The following is a 17,096-nucleotide window of genomic DNA, read 5'->3' as shown; positions in this document are numbered from 1 at the left end:
ATGCGTATGCAATCTCATCCAATCAAGACTTATTGATAACGGTTTTGCTGCTGCGCACAACTGAAAAAGAAGTAGCTTAAATGCAATTTGCACAAGCAATAAACGGCTTTACCCTTTTCTTATTTCGCGCCGAGCGAGGGGAAAAACTGCAATATTCCACCGATGCAATAAAGATAGAGGCCACTTGCCACAAAGCCGATCACGGCCCAGCTCGGGGTTTCGAAGTGCATCAGCAGCGAATAACCGCCAAGCGCGCACCAGATGAAGACCACGGCGAGATTGAGCGGCCGCAATCGCTTCACCCGCACCGGATGCAGGAAGTTGATCGGCAGGAATGTCAAAAACACCGAAACGGTAACGACGACCATTGCCGTCGTGGCGCTGGCGTCCATGACGAACAGGGTGAACACCACCATATTCCAGACCACCGGAAAGCCGGAGAAGAAATATTCGTCCGTCTTCATGCCCATGTCGGCGTAATAAATGGCGCTTGACACCACGATCATGCCGGCGGCCACGAAAGATAGCGGCTCGCCGATCATGCCCTTCTGATAAAGCGCAAAGGCGGGCAGCAGCACATAGGTGACATAGTCAATAATATTATCGAGCGTATCGCCCGACCAGTTGGGCAGCACTTCCTTCACCCGCACCTTGCGGGCAATCGGGCCGTCGATGCCATCCACCAGCAGCGCAAGCCCCAGCCACCAGAACATATCGACGAAGCGGTGTTCCGCTGCGGCGACAACACCGAGAAAAGCCAGAAACGAGCCGGAGGCCGTGAGCATGTGGACGGAAAAGGCGCGGATTTCCGCGTAGGGAACACGCTTATAGTTGAAAATTTTCATGGTCAGCGTCTGCGCCCCGTTTTTCATCCGCCCTGTTTGTTCCGGTATGCGGCCATTCACCACGCTTTGCAACCGGCTCAATCCGCTTATCCTAGGACTAATATAGCGGCACAACCAACGAATCTTCGCAACCGGATGTTCCGGGACCGAAGTGGATTTACCCAACCGAAGCCTTTATGATGGTGTGGAAATAACAACGGATCAGGACCATGAGACACTTCGATATCGCCATCACCGGTGCGGGACTTGCGGGGCAGATCGCGGCCATCGCGCTGGCGCGGGCGGGCCGCCACGTGGCGCTCATCGCACCTTCCAGCGACAGGAAGGACCAGCGCACCACGGCGCTGATGGACCAGTCCATCCGCTTTATGGACCGCCTTGGCCTCTGGTCGCGCATCGCGCCTTCGGCCGCACGCCTTTCCACCATGCAGATCATCGATGGCACCGACCGCCTGCTGCGTGCACCAACGGTGCAGTTCCGTTCCTCCGAAATCGGGCTGGACGCCTTTGGCTGGAACATACCCAACGAGGCTTTGCTCGGCGTCCTGAGCGAAGCGGTCGGGCAGGAACACAATATTACCCGTCTGGACACCACGGCGGAAACAATCGACATTGGCAACGACCGCATGACGGTGACCCTTGCGAATGGCGAAACGCTCTCCGCCGATTTCCTCATCGGTGCGGATGGCCGCAAATCCATGGTGCGCGATGCTGCCGGCATCGGCGTCAAATCCTGGTCCTATCCGCAGACGGCCATTGTTTTGAACTTTGGCCATAGCCGGCCGCACGGCAATGTCTCGACGGAGTTCCACACACCCACCGGGCCTTTCACCCAGGTTCCCCTGCCCGGCAACCGCTCCAGCCTCGTCTGGGTGGTTACCCCGCAACAGGCGGAAGAGTTGACGGCGCTGCCGATGGAGGCGCTGAGCCTACGCGTCGAGGAGCGCATGCAATCCATGCTGGGAGCGGTCACCGTCGAGGACAGCGTTCAGGCCTGGCCGCTTTCTTCCATGACGGCGCACCGCTTCGGCAAGGGCCGCGTCGCCCTGATTGGCGAGGCCGCGCACGGTTTTCCTCCCATCGGCGCGCAGGGGCTGAACCTCAGCCTGCGCGACATCATCGCGCTGACGGAATTGCTGAGCGCCGTCTCCGACCGGCCGATTGCGGCCGACGCCGGCGATAGCTTCGACCGCAAGCGGCGAGCGGATGTCTATAGCCGCACGCTGAGCGTCGATCTCCTGAACCGCTCGCTGCTTTCCGATCTCCTGCCGGTGCAGATGGCGCGCGCGGCGGGACTGCATGTGCTTTCCGGCATCGGCACGCTTAGAAGCATGGTCATGCGCGAAGGCATCGAGCCGGGTCGCGGGCTGAAGGCCCTGCCCTCGCTGCTGTTCGGCAGCTTCAAAAAGGCTGGATGAAATAAACCACGCCAGTCAGCGTGAAGACAGACAGAACCGTCGAAATCAGGATCGTCGCAGACGCTCTCTCCTGCCAGACGTGATATTGCTGGCCGATGACGAAGACATTCGTCGCGGTCGGCAGCGCGGCCAAAAGCACGGCCGAATAGATCCACACCGGCTCGAACCGCCCGAGCGACGAGAGTACGAGATAGGCGGCGAGCGGATGCAGGATCAGCTTTGCCGGCACGATATAGCTGATTTCCACCGGCACACGTTTCATCGGCCGAAGCGCCAGCGTCACGCCCATGGCAAACAGTGCGCAGGGCGCCGCCGATTGCGCCAGATAATCCACCAGCCGCTGCACCGCCTCCGGCGGCTGCCATGACAGCGATGCGGCCAGAAAACCGGCGATGACGGAGACGATGAAGGGATGGGTGATGACCTTGCGCGCCACATCCAGCGCAAGCCTTGGCGGGGAGCGCTTGTCACCGCCGGCAACCGCCATCATCGCCGGAGCGACGATGAAGTGCGCGGCGTTTTCAAGGCAGACGATCAGCGCCACCGGCACCGCCGCCTTCTCGCCAAGCGCCAGAAGCGCAAGGCCCGGCCCCATATAACCGATATTGCCGTAGCTGGCCGCGAAACTCTGGATCGTGGTTTCGGAAAAGCTGTTTTTCCGTACGAATCGGCCGATCAGGAACACAGCCAGGAAAACGCCATAGGTGCAGGCGAGACTGGCCGCGACGAAATCCATCCGCGCCAGCTCTTCCACCGGCGTTTTCGACACAAGCTTGAAGAACAGCGCCGGCAGCGCCGCATAGATGATGAAGGTGTTCAGCCAGCCCATCGCCTCGACCGGCTGCTTCGTGATGCGCGCCGCACCGTAGCCGATGAAGATCAGGCCGAAAAACGGCAACAGCAGTCCGACGATATCCGTCACTATATTCCCCCCGCAAGCAACTACAGCGGGAGGCTTAGCCGATTTGCATCAGGATCGGAAAGGTCTCCTGGAACCAGATCGCCACATTGGTGATAAAACCGGACATGAAAGCGAGACCGGTCAGCACCAGCAACACGCCAAGCAGCTTTTCCACGAGCCCAAGATGGCGGCGGAAGCGGACGAGGAAACGCATGAAGGAGCCGGAAAACGCCGCCGCGATCCAGAACGGCACCGCAAGACCAAGAGAATAGACCGCAAGCAGCGCCGCACCGTCGCCAACCGTATCGCGCGCGGCGGCGACGCCGAGAATAGCCCCCAGAACCGGGCCGATGCAGGGCGTCCAGCCGAAAGCGAAAGCAAGGCCCATGACATAGGCCCCGGACAGCGTGGCCGGCTTGCCCGCCCCCTGAAACCGCGCCTCGCGCGAAAACAGGCCGATGCGGAACACGCCGAGGAAATTCAAACCCATCAGAATGATGATGAAACCACCAACCTTGGCGAGAATATCCAGATTCTGACGCAGGAGCGTACCGATCGTCGAGGCGCCTGCCCCAAGCGCCACGAAGACCGTGGCGAAACCGAGCGTGAAGAAGAAGGCTGAAAACAGCACGGCCCTGCGAATCTCCGGCCGGGGTGCTGTATCTTCCGTCCTGAACTGCTCGACCGAAACACCCGCCATATAACAGAGATAAGGCGGCACCAGCGGCAGAACGCAGGGCGACAGAAACGAAAGAGCGCCGGCCAGAAGCGCGCTGAACAGGGAAATATCGGCAATCGACAACAAAGAACTCCGCATCCCGCAAAGCCGCCGCGATTCTCGAGCTTCGCCGCCGCTTCACGCATCATTTTCCTGCATGTCATTGCTGCAAAAGGATTTCACCCGTCCAGCCGACATGTCTGAAGCCGGTTTTATCCCCAGCCGCCCCCTCTCTCCAATCACCTTTTCGGGGGTGCGACAAAAAAAACCGGATTGATTGTCGAAACCGCTTTTTTTGGGTTGACCGAACGGATCGCTCTACCTATGTTCCGCGCACTTCCGAAGGGCAACCAAGCCCCGACACGGGAGAGCGTAGCTCAGCCGGTAGAGCAACTGACTTTTAATCAGTAGGTCCAGGGTTCGAATCCCTGCGCTCTCACCACCTCAACAGTCGATTTATCAATAACTTAGATGACTTCTTGTCGCGTATGCCTCCGATCTGCAACAGATTGGAAAACAGCATCCTTGCGTTTTTTTGAGGTAAATAACCGCACCTTCTCTTTGCCGGGTACGGAATATCAATCTCCCCAATGCGCCGTTATCAGACGGGGAGCCGACATGCCCTCATGCTCGCGGCTAGCGATAGGCATAAACATACCGCGCAATATTGTCGTAAAAACTTGAGAGATAAGCCGCCACCCGCTGGAACCGGGCAAATTTGCTGCCGCGATATTCGGCGCGCGTTCCAACCAGCGTGTCCGGATCGCCAAACGGCAGGAAATCCTTGTCGGTCACGTAGACATGCGTGCCATAACCCCAGCCGCATTCCAGCGCCCGGTCGAAGGGCAGCGTCATCACCCTTGCGGCTTTCAGGAAATGTTCGGCACCGCCGCGTGAGATGATATAGCAGGCTGACGATCCTTGTGGGCCATAGATGCAGCGCCCGAACGTGTCGCCGAGAGCGCTGGTCTTCCTGCCCTTGAAGCCGCTGCGGCGGTGATTGGTTAGTTTCACGATCGAATTTTTCGGCATGATCGCAGCAACGGCTTTTACCCGCTCGGAAAAGTCCGGGGTAAAGGCGACATCGTCCTCGACGATTACCGCCATCGGCGCGTCGCTCGCCAAGAAAATTTCCAGCGCCTTTATATGGCTGGCGTAGCAGCCATACTCGCCGGGCAAGGCGTGGCGGCCGTTACGCAGTTCAAAACCGCGCCGATTAAAGTCCGTCCATTCGGCGGGGGGAATGGTCTTGCCGTCAACGCCCTCGACCGGACGCAAATCCAGCCCGAGGCCCGAAGCGCCGTTCAACATTTTCTCCAGCCGTGCGCGGGCTCTGGCGATGGAGATGATGTAGACGGGAAAGGTGGAAATCGGCAGCATTCGCAGGACACCATAAGCATGGAGATGGGAAACCGTCTCCTACAGCATGGCGTGCCACACGTCCATTCGGAGGCGGGAGGGTGTCCGCATACAGACATCCCAAACGAATCTCAGGGGCGCAACGCCCCGGATTCCCTAATCATCAAGAATTGGCTGGAAATTATTTACGCGCGGCAGTACGGCGGCAACGCCAGTTCCAGTCTCTCGGCTCACCCGTATCCATATGGACCGACTCGGTGTGGCAATAGGTGCCGACGCCGCCGCGTTCCGGCAGGGAACGCAGATAGGTCGCAAGCTCCCATTTGGAGACGCCCTTGATCTGGATATCGGCGGCGTCGCAGGTATAGTGCTTGGAGCCCCGCCTTATGCCCTTCGGCGGACGATAACCCGAGGTGACGATCGCCGGTCTGTTATAGTGGCGCTCCACATCCTTGATCATCCGCACCAGTTCCGGCTTGAAACAGCCGACTTCGACACGGTCCGTCTGCAGGAAAAGCCCGTTCGGGGCGACGCGGGTGAGGCCGGAGAGTGAAGCGAGTTTCATCAGGCCTGTCGGCTGGTCATCCTCTTCATCGATATGGGCATCGTCGAATTCGTCGGACATCACCGAGCGGCCGGAAAGCGCAATGCCCATCGTCCCGTCCGCAGCTCCGGGAAGCGCAGCGACCTGCGTATTGCCCGCAGTCCCGCTTTCAATCATTTTCGGCAGACGTTTCTTGGCCGCACCGGCAAAAAATGCCGCAAGCGTCACGCCCTGCCCATCGGCTCCCTGCTTCTCGCCGGTCGCTCCGGCGCCGGCGGCTGGTTGCGCGGCAGCCGTCGCGAGCTGTCCAGATGCCGATTGCGGAAGGGGTACGGGAGCCGGCTGAAGATTTTCGCTGTGCTGCTCCGCCGACGCCTGTCCGGCTGGCGGGACCTGAACCGGCGCTGCCGCCGGTTGCGGCTGCGCGGCCTGCACCGGCGCCGAATAGACGCTGCTGACGGCGGGAGTGATTCTCTGGGAAGGTGCCCCCGTAGCCGCGGCGGCGCCCGGCGCCCCTGCGGCACCGACGGGCGCGGCGGCGGCGGATGCGGTCGAATAAATGCTTGCCGTACCTGCGGAGATCGCCGTTGGCTGCGTCGTCAACCCGGCGATATCGGGGGCGGCGCCATAGGCCTGCGCCGGGCCGCCCGCCGCCTGAGGCTGGACCGGCGCGGCAGCTCCAGCCGCCGACGCCACGGCCGGATCCACATAATGTCCCGGTTGCGCGCCGGCCGCCGCAGTTGAAGCGGCGGTCTGCGGCTTCTGTTGCGTGGAAATTTCCGGCTTTTTGGTCGCGGCGGCCATCTCTTCGTCGGTCACCGCCGAAACGCACCCGGAAAGCCCGAGCAGTGAAACCGCGATGACAAGACGCTGACGAAGCAGACGTCCTTTCGCGCTCTCGACAGTTTTCATGGGTGGCCTCCGTATCTTGCATTTCCAACAGCAACACGGGAACGGGCGCGTGTGCTTCCCCAAAACGGGACTGGCCGTTTTGATTCGCGGACTATGCCTCATCCCCTTGGGACAAGGCAAGAGCACCCGAAAACGCCGCTGCTCACCGGAAAATCCCTACCAGGAACCGGTATTCTGCATAGATATCCAGGGTTCGGCTGGTGCGAGGCTTTCGCCCTTCTGCAGAATTTCGAACGAGATACCATCCGGCGAGCGCACGAAGGCCATGTGCCCGTCACGCGGCGGCCGGTTGATGACGATGCCGTTCTGCTGCAGATGCGCGCAGAAATCGTAGATATTGTCGACCTCGTAAGCCAGATGGCCGAAGTTGCGGCCGCCGGTATAATCCTCGGTATCCCAATTATAGGTGAGTTCGAGGCAGGGAGCCTTGTTTTCCTTCGCCGCAGCAATGTCATCGCGCGCCGCAAGAAACACCAGAGTGAACCGACCTTTTTCGTTCTCGATTCGGCGTATTTCCGTAAGGCCGAGCAGGTCGACATAGAATTTCAGTGATTCGCCAAGGTCTTTGACGCGAACCATTGTGTGCAGATACCGCATTTTCTTCCTCTCCATTACACGGGTCCGGAGCCGTTAAACGCGTGACGGCAAGCCCCGGACAAGGACGGCGACATAAAAGCAGCTGCGTAAATCAAAAACTAGGGCTTGCGTGAAACCGTTACCAAGATGTTAATCTGGCGCACAGGAATCAGTTGACCGGTGTATGGCGCGTAATTGAGGGGTTGGCAGGATATGGCTGATAGGATGTCATCGAAAACGATAGTCGATGTCGAGGACCTTTCGGGCGATGCCGTGGACCTGACCGAAATCACCGGCGTCGTGAAATGGTTCGACGTCGCCAAGGGTTTCGGCTTCATCGTGCCCGACAACGGCACACAGGATGTGCTGCTGCACGTGTCCTGCCTGCGCCGCGACGGTTACCAGACAATTCTTGAAGGCACGCGCATCGTCGCCCTCATCCAGCGGCGCGACCGCGGTTTTCAGGCGTTCCGCATTCTGTCCATGGACCAGTCGACCGCCGTCCATCCCTCGCAGATGCCGCCGGTCCGTACCCATGTGCAGGTAACGCCGTCCAGCGGGCTGGAGCGCGCCATCGTCAAGTGGTTCAATCGCACCAAGGGCTTCGGCTTCCTGACGCGCGGCGAAGGAACGGAAGATATTTTCGTGCATATGGAAACGCTGCGCCGTTTCGGCCTGACGGAGCTTCGCCCCGGCCAGGTGGTGCTGGTGCGTTACGGCGATGGCGACAAGGGCCTGATGGCGGCGGAAATCCACCCTGACAACCCGGTTTCCATCGGGATGTCGCATTGATGTCCGCCCTGCCCCATATGGTGAAAAGCGCCGTTATGGCGCTTCTTTTTTTCACGCTGGCCACCGCCGCCCAGGCTCAGCAACAGCAGACTTTCACCTCCGAACCGCTGCAGATTGAAACCGCCGGGGGAAAGAGCCACGATTTCACTGCCGAACTGGCGCTGAACAACGCCCAGCGCGAACAGGGGCTGATGTTCCGCAAGAGCATGCCGCTTGAAAACGGCATGTTGTTCGATTTCGGCGAAGCGCGTGACGTGGCCATGTGGATGCGGAACACGCTTATTCCGCTCGACATGCTTTTTATCGGCCGTGACGGCCGTATTACCCATATTCACGAAAACGCGGTTCCGCATTCGGAGGCAATCATCAGCTCCCGCGGACCGGTAAAATTTGTGCTTGAACTCAATGGCGGCACTGCGAAGCGCTATGGCATCAAGCCGGGTGATATGGTTCGCAGCGCGCAAATCGGCAACCGGAAATGACATTGCCGCGTTATTGCGTTAGAATTAGCCGGACGAGGTTTCGCCCGGCTGGCGCAATAGTCAGTAGACCGGCTCGATATGGCTCAGAATCCGGCAATTGGAAATGGAAGCGGCAAGGTTGATGGCGATGTCGATCGCCTCGACCGAATCGGCCGTACCTTCCAGATAGATCACATCATTTTCGACAGTTGCCGAAATCCGCGACTTCTCTAGCCCGGATTCGAAGGCCAGAGCCGACGTGATTGCCTGACATACGCCGGCCATGCGGTCCCCGAAGAAGCTTTCCTGAATGCCTGACAAATTGAACATGTGCGTTCTCCTTCTTATGGACATAACAACGCCCTGAGGGCGGTCTTGTTCATCTCCGGTTCATCTGTTTGTTCATCTTCCATTCATCTTGGAAAATTGGAACCCCCTGACCGATCACATTTTTGGTGATCGGGAACCATTTCGTGAGGCAGGCATTTCGCGCATAGGAGAGAGAACGCCCTCCAAGACAGCTAAAACAGGGAGGAAAATGACATGCTGATTAACAGAACAGAGCCGTGTCACCACGCCTCGTGGATGAAGCCGGTGGCGATCCACCTGCCGCTGTGCGTCGCCGTGGAAATCTACAGCCCGCTGGTGGCGCTGGACATGCTGATGTACCGCTGGCCCGAGGAGCATGGGCCGGAATATGAAGAGGCGCGCAGGAACTGCCTCGATGCCATCGCGGGCAGATGCGACATCGAGAAAGCACGGGAATCGTTTCTCGTCGCAAGCAGTCATGCCCATATCCTGAACGTGCACTAAAATTTATCGACCGTCATGACGATTGGGCCCTTCTATGCGGAGGGCTTTTCTTTTGCGCACGCAGCTTCTGCGACGCCTTGATGCACGGCGTTGCCTTCCCACAAGCCGACGATGACATGTAACTGTCACGCAAACGTTATAATCGGCAGAGACGAATTCCATGGAATCGATTGGCGCGCAGACCGCCGAAGCTTGGGAGTGGAACTGGCCAGCATGGAAACTGTCTTTGCCTTTTGCGCAATTCTGCTCCTCGGCTTCAATCTTCTCGGCATCGTTCTGGCCGGCTGGCGACTGACGAGACCCGACGCGGAAAACGATCTTGTCCGGCAAAAGCCGGCTGTCTCGCTTGTGGTGCCGCTGCGCGGCGTCGAAAACTTCACGTCCCTGACGCTGTCGCGCGCCTTCGAACTCAACTGGCCCGACTATGAGCTGCTGTTCTGCGTCGCCGATGAATTCGATCCTGTGATCGAGGAAGTTCGCAAAGCGCAAGCCGCCTTTCCCTCGGTTTCCATGCAATTGCTCATTGGCGATGACCGCATCAGCGCCAATCCGAAACTGAACAATTGCGTCAAGGGCTGGCGGGCCGCCCGGCATGAATGGGTGATTCTGGCCGATTCGAACGTGCTGATGCCAAAATCCTATATTGCGACCATGATGTCGGCCTGGCGGCAGGATAGCGGGCTGGTCTGCTCACCGCCACTCGGCTCAAGGCCTGCGGGTTTCTGGGCGCATGTGGAATGCGCCTTCCTCAACGGCTCGCAGGGCCGCTGGCAATATGCGGCGGAAGCGATCGGCATGGGTTTCGCACAGGGAAAGTCGATGTTGTGGAACAAACCGTTTCTGGAGGAGCATGGCGGCATCCGCGCGCTGGCCGCTGAAATCGCCGAAGACGCCGCTTCGACGAAGCTGGTGCGAAGCTCCGGCCGCAAGGTGCATCTGGTCTGCGCCCCCTTCGAACAGCCGCTCGGCCAGCGCCATGCCGGCGAGATCTGGTCGCGACAGACCCGCTGGGCGCGGTTGCGACGCGTGACCTTCCCGCAATATTTCGCGCCGGAAATCTTCACCGGCGCGCTTCCCCCGCTCCTCTTCGCGCTCGCCGCCGCTGCGATGATGGATGTAAACCTCGCCGCAACCACCTTTGCCGTCCTCGCCCTCATGTACGTGCCGGAACTTGCGCTCGCGGCCCTCAACCGCTGGCCGGTATCGCTCCATACGCTGCCGGCGATGATCGCCCGCGACATGATCATGCCCATCGTCTGGGCGCGAAGCTGGATCGGCAGCGCGGTGGCATGGCGCGGCAATGTCATGACGATCGGCACGGCAGAGAGCACCCTGGCCGGCCCGTCTGCGGAATAAATAACAGCTATTGGAAGACGTTACGCCGGAAAGCTGATGTTTTGCTTTAAAATGGTCGGAGTGGAGAGATTCGAACTCCCGACCCTCTGGTCCCAAACCAGATGCGCTACCAGACTGCGCTACACTCCGCCGAGGCGATGGCTGGGGAATACACGGTTCACCCAGACTGCGCAACAGGGAAATTCATCTTTGTTCAGCCCAGGTCCCCATGAGCAAAACGTAACCTCGAAACTGCAGCACGCGATCGGACGGCAAGGGGATAATCGTCTTGACTCTCACCTGAAGTCAGTTCATTTCAAATTCAACGTTCCTGACACGATTTGGTTATTCTATTCAGGTACGTGATGAACAATTCGGGGTATTGCGCCCCGCTGTCCAACCGGAGCAGTTTCGACATGTCTGCGAAGATTTACCGCCCTGCAAAAACCGCCATGCAATCCGGCAAGGCGAAGACCAATGTCTGGGTTCTGGAATTCGACGCCGAGGTTCCGCGCAAGATCGATCCGATCATGGGTTATACCTCTAGTTCCGACATGAAGCAGCAGCTCAAGCTGACATTCGAGACGCAGGAACAGGCCGAAGCCTATGCCCAGCGCAAGGGCATCGAATACCGCGTCATCCAGCCGAAGGAAGCGACCCGCAAGGTGGTTTCCTACACCGACAACTTCCGTTTCAATCGCACCCAGCCCTGGACGCACTGAAACACGCCCATTGAAGATTTCTGCCGGCGCATCAACTGCCCGGCATGACGGCCCCTTAGCTCAACTGGATAGAGCAACTGCCTTCTAAGCAGTAGGTCGCAGGTTCGAGTCCTGCAGGGGTCGCCACTTTCCCTTTTGTAAATGAAGAATGGTTGGGTCTGACAGTGTGCCTGCCGCAAAACTCCCAATTTTGCGACGTCGCAAAAGTTAGGAAAACAAATGTCGCTTTAATTGGGGTCTTCGCGACAATGAAATTTTAGCCGCAAGAAACGGGTGGCCTGTGGCTCTGTAGATCAGGCCATTTGTCCTCATGTATTGAACATGAGGACAAACGATGTTGAACTCCATCCATTCTGCGCCACTTCCCTCTGCATTCAAACGCATAGGCTGGTCGAATCTCTTCGCACAGTTTTCCGAGCAGATAGCGTTGGCAGCGGCTCCATTGGCGGCGGTTTTGTTGCTTGGTGCGGGGCCGGTTGAAACGGGCTGGTTGCAAATGGCGCAAACCCTTCCGTTTTTGCTGCTGTCTATTCCAGCCGGACTTGCCGTGGATCGGGCCTCGCGCAAAATATTGATGGTGGGATCGGAGGTCCTGCGCAGTACTTCCCTTATCGTTGTTGTACTTCTTCTGGCATTTGGGCTGCTGAATGTACCGCTACTTGCGGTCCTCGGCTTCATCGGGGCCGTCGGGACGGTTTGTTACAGCGTGGCCGCTCCAGCGATTATTCCGTCAATTGTACCCCGTGCACGACTTGGCGATGCGAACCGCTGGCTTGAATTGGTGCGCAGCGCCGCTTTTGCCGCCGGCCCCGCTCTTGGCGGTGCGTTGGTCGGTTGGACCGGCGCTTCTACCGCCTATGTGTTTGCAACAGTGCTCTCCATTCTGGCCGCACTGTATCTAGCAAGCATTCCAAAAGACAACATGACATCACGCCCCTTCAGCAACCCGATACAAGACCTGAAGACAGGAGCGACGTTCGTTGCACATCATAAATTCCTGCTTCCGATCCTGTTTACCGCGATCTTCTTTAATACCGCGTGGGTGATTTTGATGGCGGTCTTCGTTGCCTACGCCGTCCAAAACCTCGGCCTGAGTGCTACCCAGGTAGGCATTGCGTTGGGAGTTGATGGTGTCGGCATGATTGTAGGAGCCATAATCGTGCCAGTCCTTGCACGACGCTTTTCGATTGGAACCATGATTGTTCTGGGGCCGCTCGGAGGATTTTGTGGGGCCTTCCTCATGTTGTTAACACTCTGGTTTCCTTCGTTTTGGCTGGTATGTATCAGTTTCTTCGTGTTCGGCGTCGGGCCAATCCTTTGGAGCATAACGACGATGACACTGCGTCAGGCGGTTACGCCAAACATCATGCTTGGTCGAGTTTCGGCGCTAATAATGACCGCCACCTATGGGTCAAGGCCACTCGGGGCTGCGCTCGGCGCTTTAGTCGCTGGCTACTTCGGCGTTGCAGCATGTCTATTCTTGGCAACAGGAGGATTCTTGATCCAGTTGCTGATTATCCTGCTTTCGCCAGTGCCGGGACTACGTGCCCTGCCGGTTGAACACGAGACCGCCATCGCGCAGGTTTAACGGCCGGTTGTCGCATGAATACTGCGACGCACTTGGCTTTCCAGAGGGATCAAGAATTTTCGTTGCGAAACTCTGTCGCAAAAATCAGAGTTCACGACCGATTTCTGCGTCGGCGAATGACCGGTTTGGGCCAATAGCCATCATCAGAACCAGCCGCGGCGCCCACCCGCTTTAGTCAATTTGCATACTTGCGCCTTCCACCCTCCTCCAGCAAGAACGCCAGCGCCAGCCCCCTACCCCTGCCCCATCAGCGTGAAATACCCCCACGCCGCCACAAAAAACGCGATGACAGCCACAATCGTCAGCGCCCTCTTCGCTTTCGGCCCAAGCGGTTCGCGCGGTTTTTTCGGCGGCACCGGTTTGCGGAACTTCACCACGTTGTCGTTCATTTCATCATCGTCCTGAATATCGCTGCTGAAACCTCCGCCCTAAAGATGGCATCGGCTTTTCCAATACCTATCTCTAGCAGACCAGAACTATCATAAATATTACCAAGTTTTCACTTCACCCTTGGGGCAAGCTATGTCACTTCCCACAATCAGAGGAATACAACGGCGACGGATGGACGGACAAACCGCAGAGCGGAAACAACCCTCTGTGGCATTTTGAGTTTTGCGGGTGACGAGAATGAATGACGCCAATACGAGTGGCAGCGATATCAAAAACAGCCAGCCCGATCTGCGGGAGATTCTGGGAACGAACAGAAACGGCCGAAAGAAGAAATCGCGCCGGTTTCTTTATGTCGCGGCGGCCATCATTCTGATCGGCGGCGGCCTTGGTTATTATTACCAGTCGCGCGCGGCGGGTGTTGCTTACAACTACACCACGGAACCTGCGCGTCAGGGCGATCTGTCAGTCATCGTCACCTCCACCGGTTCGGTTCAGCCGACGGATCAGGTCGATATATCAAGCGAATTGTCCGGCACGGTGCGCAAGGTCAACGTCACCTATAATACCCCGGTCAAGGCTGGAGACGTTCTGGCGGAGCTGGATACCAACAAGCTGGAGGCCGACGTCCAGAGCGCCCGCGCCAAACTCGCCTCCGCCAAGGCCAACGTGCTGAAGGCGCGCGCCGATCTCGGCTCGGCGAAGACGTCCATGGAGCGCCTGCGATCGCTTGTGCAGAACCGTGTGTCCAGCCAGCAGGATCTGGATGCGGCACAATTCACCCACGATGCCGCCGCTGCAACGCTGGAGGTGAATGAGGCAACCGTGCTTTCGGCGGAAGCGGATCTGAGGCTCGCCGAAGTCAATCTCGGCAAGGCCAAGATCGTCTCACCCATCGATGGCGTCATCCTCACCCGCAGCGTTGATCCCGGCGCCACCGTCGCCTCCTCGCTCAACGCGCCGGTTCTCTTCACCATCGCCGGCGATCTGCGCCACATGGAATTGCAGGTTTCGGTGGATGAGGCCGACGTCGGCAAGGTCGAGACCGGGCAGAAAGCCACCTTCAATGTGGATGCCTATCCGGACCGCAAATTCCCGGCCGAGATCGAGACTGTCCGCTTCGCCTCCGAAACCGTTTCCAACGTGGTGACCTACAAGGGCATATTGACTGTCGATAATGAAGAACTGCTGCTGCGCCCCGGCATGACGGCAACCGCCAATATTGTCGTTGAAGAAATCAAGGATACGTTGCTGGTACCGAATTCAGCGCTTCGTTATACGCCGCCGCGCGAATCCGCCTCCCGTGGCGGCGGGTTGATGAGCCTGTTCCGCCCGCCCCGCATGGGCCGGTCGCAGGGCCGCGACGCCGCGAAGGCGGCGACGGGTAAACGAACGGTCTGGGTGCTGCGCAACAACAATCCCGTCTCCGTCGCCATCGAAACCGGCTCCACTGACGGTCAGCATACCGTGGTGAAATCGGGCGAGCTGAAAGCCGATGACCAGGTGATTACCGACGCAACGGCCCGCAACGCCGGTTGACGCAGGAGAACCGCATGCAACAGCCGCCGCTCATCGAATTTCGCGATGTCGTCAAGCAATATGGCCGCGGCGAAGCGACGATCCGCGCGCTCGACGGCGTCAGCCTGTCGATCCGCGAGAAGGAATTCGTCGCCATCATGGGGCCATCAGGCTCGGGAAAATCCACCTCGATGAACATCATCGGCTGCCTGGATGTGCCGACATCAGGCGAATATCTGTTCCAGGGCGTGCCAACCAGCGCCTTCGACAACGAGCACCTGACGCTGCTGCGCCGTCACATGCTGGGTTTCGTGTTTCAGGGTTTCAACCTTCTCTCGCGCACCTCGGCGGTCGAGAATGTCGAGCTGCCGCTGGTCTATCGCGGCATGAAGGCCTCGGAGCGGCGCGCGCGCGCCATGGAGGCGCTGGCGCAGGTGGGACTGAAGGGACGCGAGGATCACACCACGCAGGAGCTTTCCGGCGGCCAGCAGCAGCGCGTGGCCATTGCCCGCGCCATCGTCACTCGCCCGGCCCTGCTTCTGGCCGATGAGCCGACCGGCAATCTCGATACGAAGACCAGCAACGAGATCATGGAACTCATCACCTCGCTCAACCGGGATAGAGGCATCACGGTCGTCATGGTCACCCATGAAGAGGACATTGCTGCCCATGCCGGGCGCCTGCTGCGTTTCGTCGATGGCCGCCTCGCCTCCGACAGCGCGGCGGATAAAAAGGAGACATCCGATGTTCTTTGAAACGTCGCGTCTTGCGCTGCGCGCCATCAGCCGCAACCTTTTGCGCTCCTTCCTCACCGTGCTCGGCGTCGTCATCGGCGTGGCCGCCGTCATCGCCATGGTCACCATCGGCAATGGCACGACTGAACAGGTGAAATCGGAACTGTCGCGGCTCGGCACCAACATGCTGTTCGTGCGCCCCGGCCAGTTCGGCCCCGGAAGGGCCAGCACCGAGGCCAAGCGCTTCGATGATCGCGATGTCGAGGCCATCCGCAACCAGATATCAGGCATCCGCGCCGTCGCGCCGCAAAACCGCAGCTCCGCCGCAACCGTCATTTTCGGCGGCAAGAACCACCAGACCAGCGTCATCGGCACCACCAATGATTATCTGATTGCGCAGGACTGGACGATAGCGCTGGGGCGCGACTTCCAGCCCGCCGAAGATCGCGGCGGGCAGATCGGCTGCATCATCGGCGAAACGGTGCGGCAGGAACTCTTCGGCGCGGAAAACCCGGTGGGGCAGACGATCCGCGTCAGCAACATCTCCTGCCCCGTCATCGGTGTGTTGGGCAGAAAAGGCCAGTCCGGCCTCGGCGACGATCAGGACGACACCATCATCATGCCGCTCAAAATTCACCAGCGGCGCATCGGCGGCACCACCACCATTTCCTCGATCATGGTCTCGGCGCAGGATGGCGTTTCCACCGCCAAGGTGCAGAGCGACCTGCAGAACCTGCTGCGCGAGCGCCGCCGCATCGGCATCGGCCGCGAGGATGATTTCACCGTCAACGACATGACGCAGATCGCCTCGGCCATGACCGGAACGACGACGCTTCTCACCGGACTTCTCGGAGCGGTCGCCGCCGTCAGCCTGCTGGTCGGCGGCATCGGCATCATGAACATCATGCTGGTTTCGGTAACGGAACGAACGCGTGAGATCGGCATTAGGCTTGCGATCGGTGCATTGGAAAAACAGGTGCTGACACAGTTTCTGGTGGAAGCCGTGATGCTCTCGGCCTTCGGCGGCATCGTCGGCATCCTCACCGGCCTTGGGCTGGCTTACGGTGTTGTCAGTTTCCTCAACGTCCCCTTCGTCACCAGCCCGTCAATCATCTTCCTCGCCTTCGCCTTTTCAGCGGCCATCGGGGTGATTTTCGGCTATTTCCCGGCACGGCGGGCGGCGAGTTTAAGCCCGATAGAGGCGCTCAGGCACGAGTGAAAATCTAGGCCCCGTCGCACGGCATAGCTGCTCGTTTCTTTTCCCACCGCGGAGAAGATGGCCTGATGGGTCAGATGAGGGAGCAACGTCAGCGATGAACCGAGAGCTTGCCCCCTCAACCCGCTGCCGCGACCTTCTCCCCCGCGGGGAGAAGGCGAAAACGCACCCGCTCGACCCGTCTCAGCGACGCTGACAAGGAGCAAGCAAGTTAATTGATGGGAGTATCAACAGTTCTGGAAGGACACCGGCTGCGC

General features: G+C 59.1%; 18 protein-coding genes and 3 tRNA genes. 12 read left to right on the top strand and 9 right to left on the bottom strand.

What is annotated here, in order from left to right:
• Positions 1-119: 119 nt before the first annotated feature.
• Complete coding sequence (pcsA, locus tag AGR1_RS04820) at positions 120-845, bottom strand: phosphatidylcholine synthase (RefSeq protein ID WP_080792861.1); 726 nt, start codon at positions 843-845, stop codon at positions 120-122.
• 209 nt (positions 846-1,054) lie between these two features.
• Here pcsA and AGR1_RS04815 point away from each other — a divergent pair, with 209 nt between their 5' ends.
• Entirely contained in the window at positions 1,055-2,263 is a 1,209-nt protein-coding gene (locus AGR1_RS04815) for a UbiH/UbiF family hydroxylase (RefSeq protein WP_149146326.1), read from the top strand.
• Here AGR1_RS04815 and AGR1_RS04810 read toward each other — a convergent pair.
• Positions 2,247-3,185, bottom strand: coding sequence for an AEC family transporter (locus tag AGR1_RS04810; RefSeq protein ID WP_149146325.1), 939 nt, complete (start codon positions 3,183-3,185; stop codon positions 2,247-2,249). The two genes, AGR1_RS04815 and AGR1_RS04810, sit on opposite strands and share 17 nt — an antisense overlap.
• A gap of 34 nt (positions 3,186-3,219) precedes the next feature.
• On the bottom strand, positions 3,220-3,966 hold the full coding sequence (locus AGR1_RS04805) for a cytochrome c biogenesis CcdA family protein (RefSeq protein ID WP_089153212.1): 747 nt from the start codon (positions 3,964-3,966) through the stop codon (positions 3,220-3,222).
• Between the two features lie 282 nt (positions 3,967-4,248).
• Between AGR1_RS04805 and AGR1_RS04800 the strand changes: the two genes are divergently transcribed.
• Positions 4,249-4,324: transfer RNA gene (locus tag AGR1_RS04800), tRNA-Lys, on the top strand.
• 194 nt (positions 4,325-4,518) lie between these two features.
• On the opposite strand, the gene AGR1_RS04795 is transcribed toward AGR1_RS04800, so the two are convergent.
• The 3 genes from AGR1_RS04795 to AGR1_RS04780 form a co-directional block, all read right to left on the bottom strand.
• Entirely contained in the window at positions 4,519-5,262 is a 744-nt protein-coding gene (locus AGR1_RS04795) for a glycosyltransferase family 25 protein (RefSeq protein ID WP_080790483.1), read from the bottom strand.
• A 160-nt stretch (positions 5,263-5,422) separates the two neighbouring features.
• Positions 5,423-6,697, bottom strand: coding sequence for a YcbK family protein (locus tag AGR1_RS04790; RefSeq protein WP_187772042.1), 1,275 nt, complete (start codon positions 6,695-6,697; stop codon positions 5,423-5,425).
• 156 nt (positions 6,698-6,853) lie between these two features.
• Complete coding sequence (locus tag AGR1_RS04780; protein WP_077982885.1) at positions 6,854-7,294, bottom strand: VOC family protein; 441 nt, start codon at positions 7,292-7,294, stop codon at positions 6,854-6,856.
• 192 nt (positions 7,295-7,486) lie between these two features.
• Here AGR1_RS04780 and AGR1_RS04775 point away from each other — a divergent pair, with 192 nt between their 5' ends.
• Entirely contained in the window at positions 7,487-8,065 is a 579-nt protein-coding gene (locus AGR1_RS04775; protein WP_077982058.1) for a cold-shock protein, read from the top strand.
• Positions 8,065-8,547 (top strand): DUF192 domain-containing protein, encoded by a 483-nt coding sequence (locus tag AGR1_RS04770; protein WP_187772041.1) that lies wholly within the window; start codon positions 8,065-8,067, stop codon positions 8,545-8,547. The genes AGR1_RS04775 and AGR1_RS04770 overlap by 1 nt, the downstream gene beginning before the upstream one ends.
• Before the next feature lie 60 nt (positions 8,548-8,607).
• Here AGR1_RS04770 and AGR1_RS04765 read toward each other — a convergent pair whose 3' ends face one another.
• Positions 8,608-8,856: a BON domain-containing protein gene (locus tag AGR1_RS04765; RefSeq protein WP_003522642.1), complete on the bottom strand. Its 249-nt coding sequence runs from the start codon at positions 8,854-8,856 to the stop codon at positions 8,608-8,610.
• A gap of 213 nt (positions 8,857-9,069) precedes the next feature.
• Here AGR1_RS04765 and AGR1_RS04760 point away from each other — a divergent pair, with 213 nt between their 5' ends.
• Together AGR1_RS04760 and AGR1_RS04755 are read left to right on the top strand one after the other, a co-directional pair.
• A complete protein-coding gene (locus AGR1_RS04760) occupies positions 9,070-9,339 on the top strand; it encodes a DUF982 domain-containing protein (RefSeq protein WP_035262940.1) in 270 nt (89 codons plus the stop codon).
• Between the two features lie 213 nt (positions 9,340-9,552).
• The gene (locus AGR1_RS04755; RefSeq protein WP_149146324.1) at positions 9,553-10,695 is read left to right on the top strand and encodes a ceramide glucosyltransferase; all 1,143 of its coding nucleotides are present in this window, start codon (positions 9,553-9,555) and stop codon (positions 10,693-10,695) included.
• Positions 10,696-10,747: 52 nt separating this feature from the next.
• On the opposite strand, the gene AGR1_RS04750 is transcribed toward AGR1_RS04755, so the two are convergent.
• A tRNA-Pro gene (locus AGR1_RS04750) sits at positions 10,748-10,824 on the bottom strand.
• Positions 10,825-11,090: 266 nt separating this feature from the next.
• Here AGR1_RS04750 and AGR1_RS04745 point away from each other — a divergent pair.
• The 3 genes from AGR1_RS04745 (at position 11,091) to AGR1_RS04735 (ending at position 12,984) form a co-directional block, all read left to right on the top strand.
• Positions 11,091-11,396, top strand: coding sequence for an ETC complex I subunit (locus AGR1_RS04745; protein WP_003507982.1), 306 nt, complete (start codon positions 11,091-11,093; stop codon positions 11,394-11,396).
• A gap of 49 nt (positions 11,397-11,445) precedes the next feature.
• Positions 11,446-11,522: transfer RNA gene (locus AGR1_RS04740), tRNA-Arg, on the top strand.
• A 208-nt stretch (positions 11,523-11,730) separates the two neighbouring features.
• Complete coding sequence (locus tag AGR1_RS04735) at positions 11,731-12,984, top strand: MFS transporter (RefSeq protein WP_080790475.1); 1,254 nt, start codon at positions 11,731-11,733, stop codon at positions 12,982-12,984.
• A 233-nt stretch (positions 12,985-13,217) separates the two neighbouring features.
• On the opposite strand, the gene AGR1_RS04730 is transcribed toward AGR1_RS04735, so the two are convergent.
• On the bottom strand, positions 13,218-13,373 hold the full coding sequence (locus AGR1_RS04730; protein ID WP_080790473.1) for a hypothetical protein: 156 nt from the start codon (positions 13,371-13,373) through the stop codon (positions 13,218-13,220).
• A 238-nt stretch (positions 13,374-13,611) separates the two neighbouring features.
• Between AGR1_RS04730 and AGR1_RS04725 the strand changes: the two genes are divergently transcribed.
• The 3 genes from AGR1_RS04725 to AGR1_RS04715 are packed head-to-tail and all read left to right on the top strand — an operon-like array spanning position 13,612 to position 16,842.
• Positions 13,612-14,910: an efflux RND transporter periplasmic adaptor subunit gene (locus AGR1_RS04725; RefSeq protein WP_149146323.1), complete on the top strand. Its 1,299-nt coding sequence runs from the start codon at positions 13,612-13,614 to the stop codon at positions 14,908-14,910.
• A gap of 14 nt (positions 14,911-14,924) precedes the next feature.
• A complete protein-coding gene (locus AGR1_RS04720; RefSeq protein WP_149146322.1) occupies positions 14,925-15,644 on the top strand; it encodes an ABC transporter ATP-binding protein in 720 nt (239 codons plus the stop codon).
• Positions 15,634-16,842: an ABC transporter permease gene (locus tag AGR1_RS04715; RefSeq protein ID WP_149146321.1), complete on the top strand. Its 1,209-nt coding sequence runs from the start codon at positions 15,634-15,636 to the stop codon at positions 16,840-16,842. Before AGR1_RS04720 ends, AGR1_RS04715 begins: the two co-directional genes overlap by 11 nt.
• Positions 16,843-17,096: the final 254 nt, after the last annotated feature.

Source organism: Agrobacterium sp. B1(2019) (assembly GCF_008274755.1).
In the GTDB taxonomy this organism is placed as follows: Bacteria; Pseudomonadota; Alphaproteobacteria; order Rhizobiales; family Rhizobiaceae; genus Agrobacterium; species Agrobacterium salinitolerans.
This window is presented reverse-complemented; position numbering and strand designations above follow the sequence as displayed.

Bases quoted from the DNA above. Each gene is read 5' to 3' on its own strand.
- pcsA (WP_080792861.1), bottom strand. From the start codon at position 845: ATGAAAATTTTCAACTATAAGCGTGTTCCCTACGCGGAAATCCGCGCC.
- AGR1_RS04815 (WP_149146326.1), top strand. From the start codon at position 1,055: ATGAGACACTTCGATATCGCCATCACCGGTGCGGGACTTGCGGGGCAG.
- AGR1_RS04795 (WP_080790483.1), bottom strand. From the start codon at position 5,262: ATGCTGCCGATTTCCACCTTTCCCGTCTACATCATCTCCATCGCCAGA.
- AGR1_RS04790 (WP_187772042.1), bottom strand. From the start codon at position 6,697: ATGAAAACTGTCGAGAGCGCGAAAGGACGTCTGCTTCGTCAGCGTCTT.
- AGR1_RS04780 (WP_077982885.1), bottom strand. From the start codon at position 7,294: ATGCGGTATCTGCACACAATGGTTCGCGTCAAAGACCTTGGCGAATCA.
- AGR1_RS04775 (WP_077982058.1), top strand. From the start codon at position 7,487: ATGGCTGATAGGATGTCATCGAAAACGATAGTCGATGTCGAGGACCTT.
- AGR1_RS04770 (WP_187772041.1), top strand. From the start codon at position 8,065: ATGTCCGCCCTGCCCCATATGGTGAAAAGCGCCGTTATGGCGCTTCTT.
- AGR1_RS04765 (WP_003522642.1), bottom strand. From the start codon at position 8,856: ATGTTCAATTTGTCAGGCATTCAGGAAAGCTTCTTCGGGGACCGCATG.
- AGR1_RS04760 (WP_035262940.1), top strand. From the start codon at position 9,070: ATGCTGATTAACAGAACAGAGCCGTGTCACCACGCCTCGTGGATGAAG.
- AGR1_RS04755 (WP_149146324.1), top strand. From the start codon at position 9,553: ATGGAAACTGTCTTTGCCTTTTGCGCAATTCTGCTCCTCGGCTTCAAT.
- AGR1_RS04745 (WP_003507982.1), top strand. From the start codon at position 11,091: ATGTCTGCGAAGATTTACCGCCCTGCAAAAACCGCCATGCAATCCGGC.
- AGR1_RS04735 (WP_080790475.1), top strand. From the start codon at position 11,731: ATGTTGAACTCCATCCATTCTGCGCCACTTCCCTCTGCATTCAAACGC.
- AGR1_RS04730 (WP_080790473.1), bottom strand. From the start codon at position 13,373: ATGAACGACAACGTGGTGAAGTTCCGCAAACCGGTGCCGCCGAAAAAA.
- AGR1_RS04725 (WP_149146323.1), top strand. From the start codon at position 13,612: ATGAATGACGCCAATACGAGTGGCAGCGATATCAAAAACAGCCAGCCC.
- AGR1_RS04720 (WP_149146322.1), top strand. From the start codon at position 14,925: ATGCAACAGCCGCCGCTCATCGAATTTCGCGATGTCGTCAAGCAATAT.
- AGR1_RS04715 (WP_149146321.1), top strand. From the start codon at position 15,634: ATGTTCTTTGAAACGTCGCGTCTTGCGCTGCGCGCCATCAGCCGCAAC.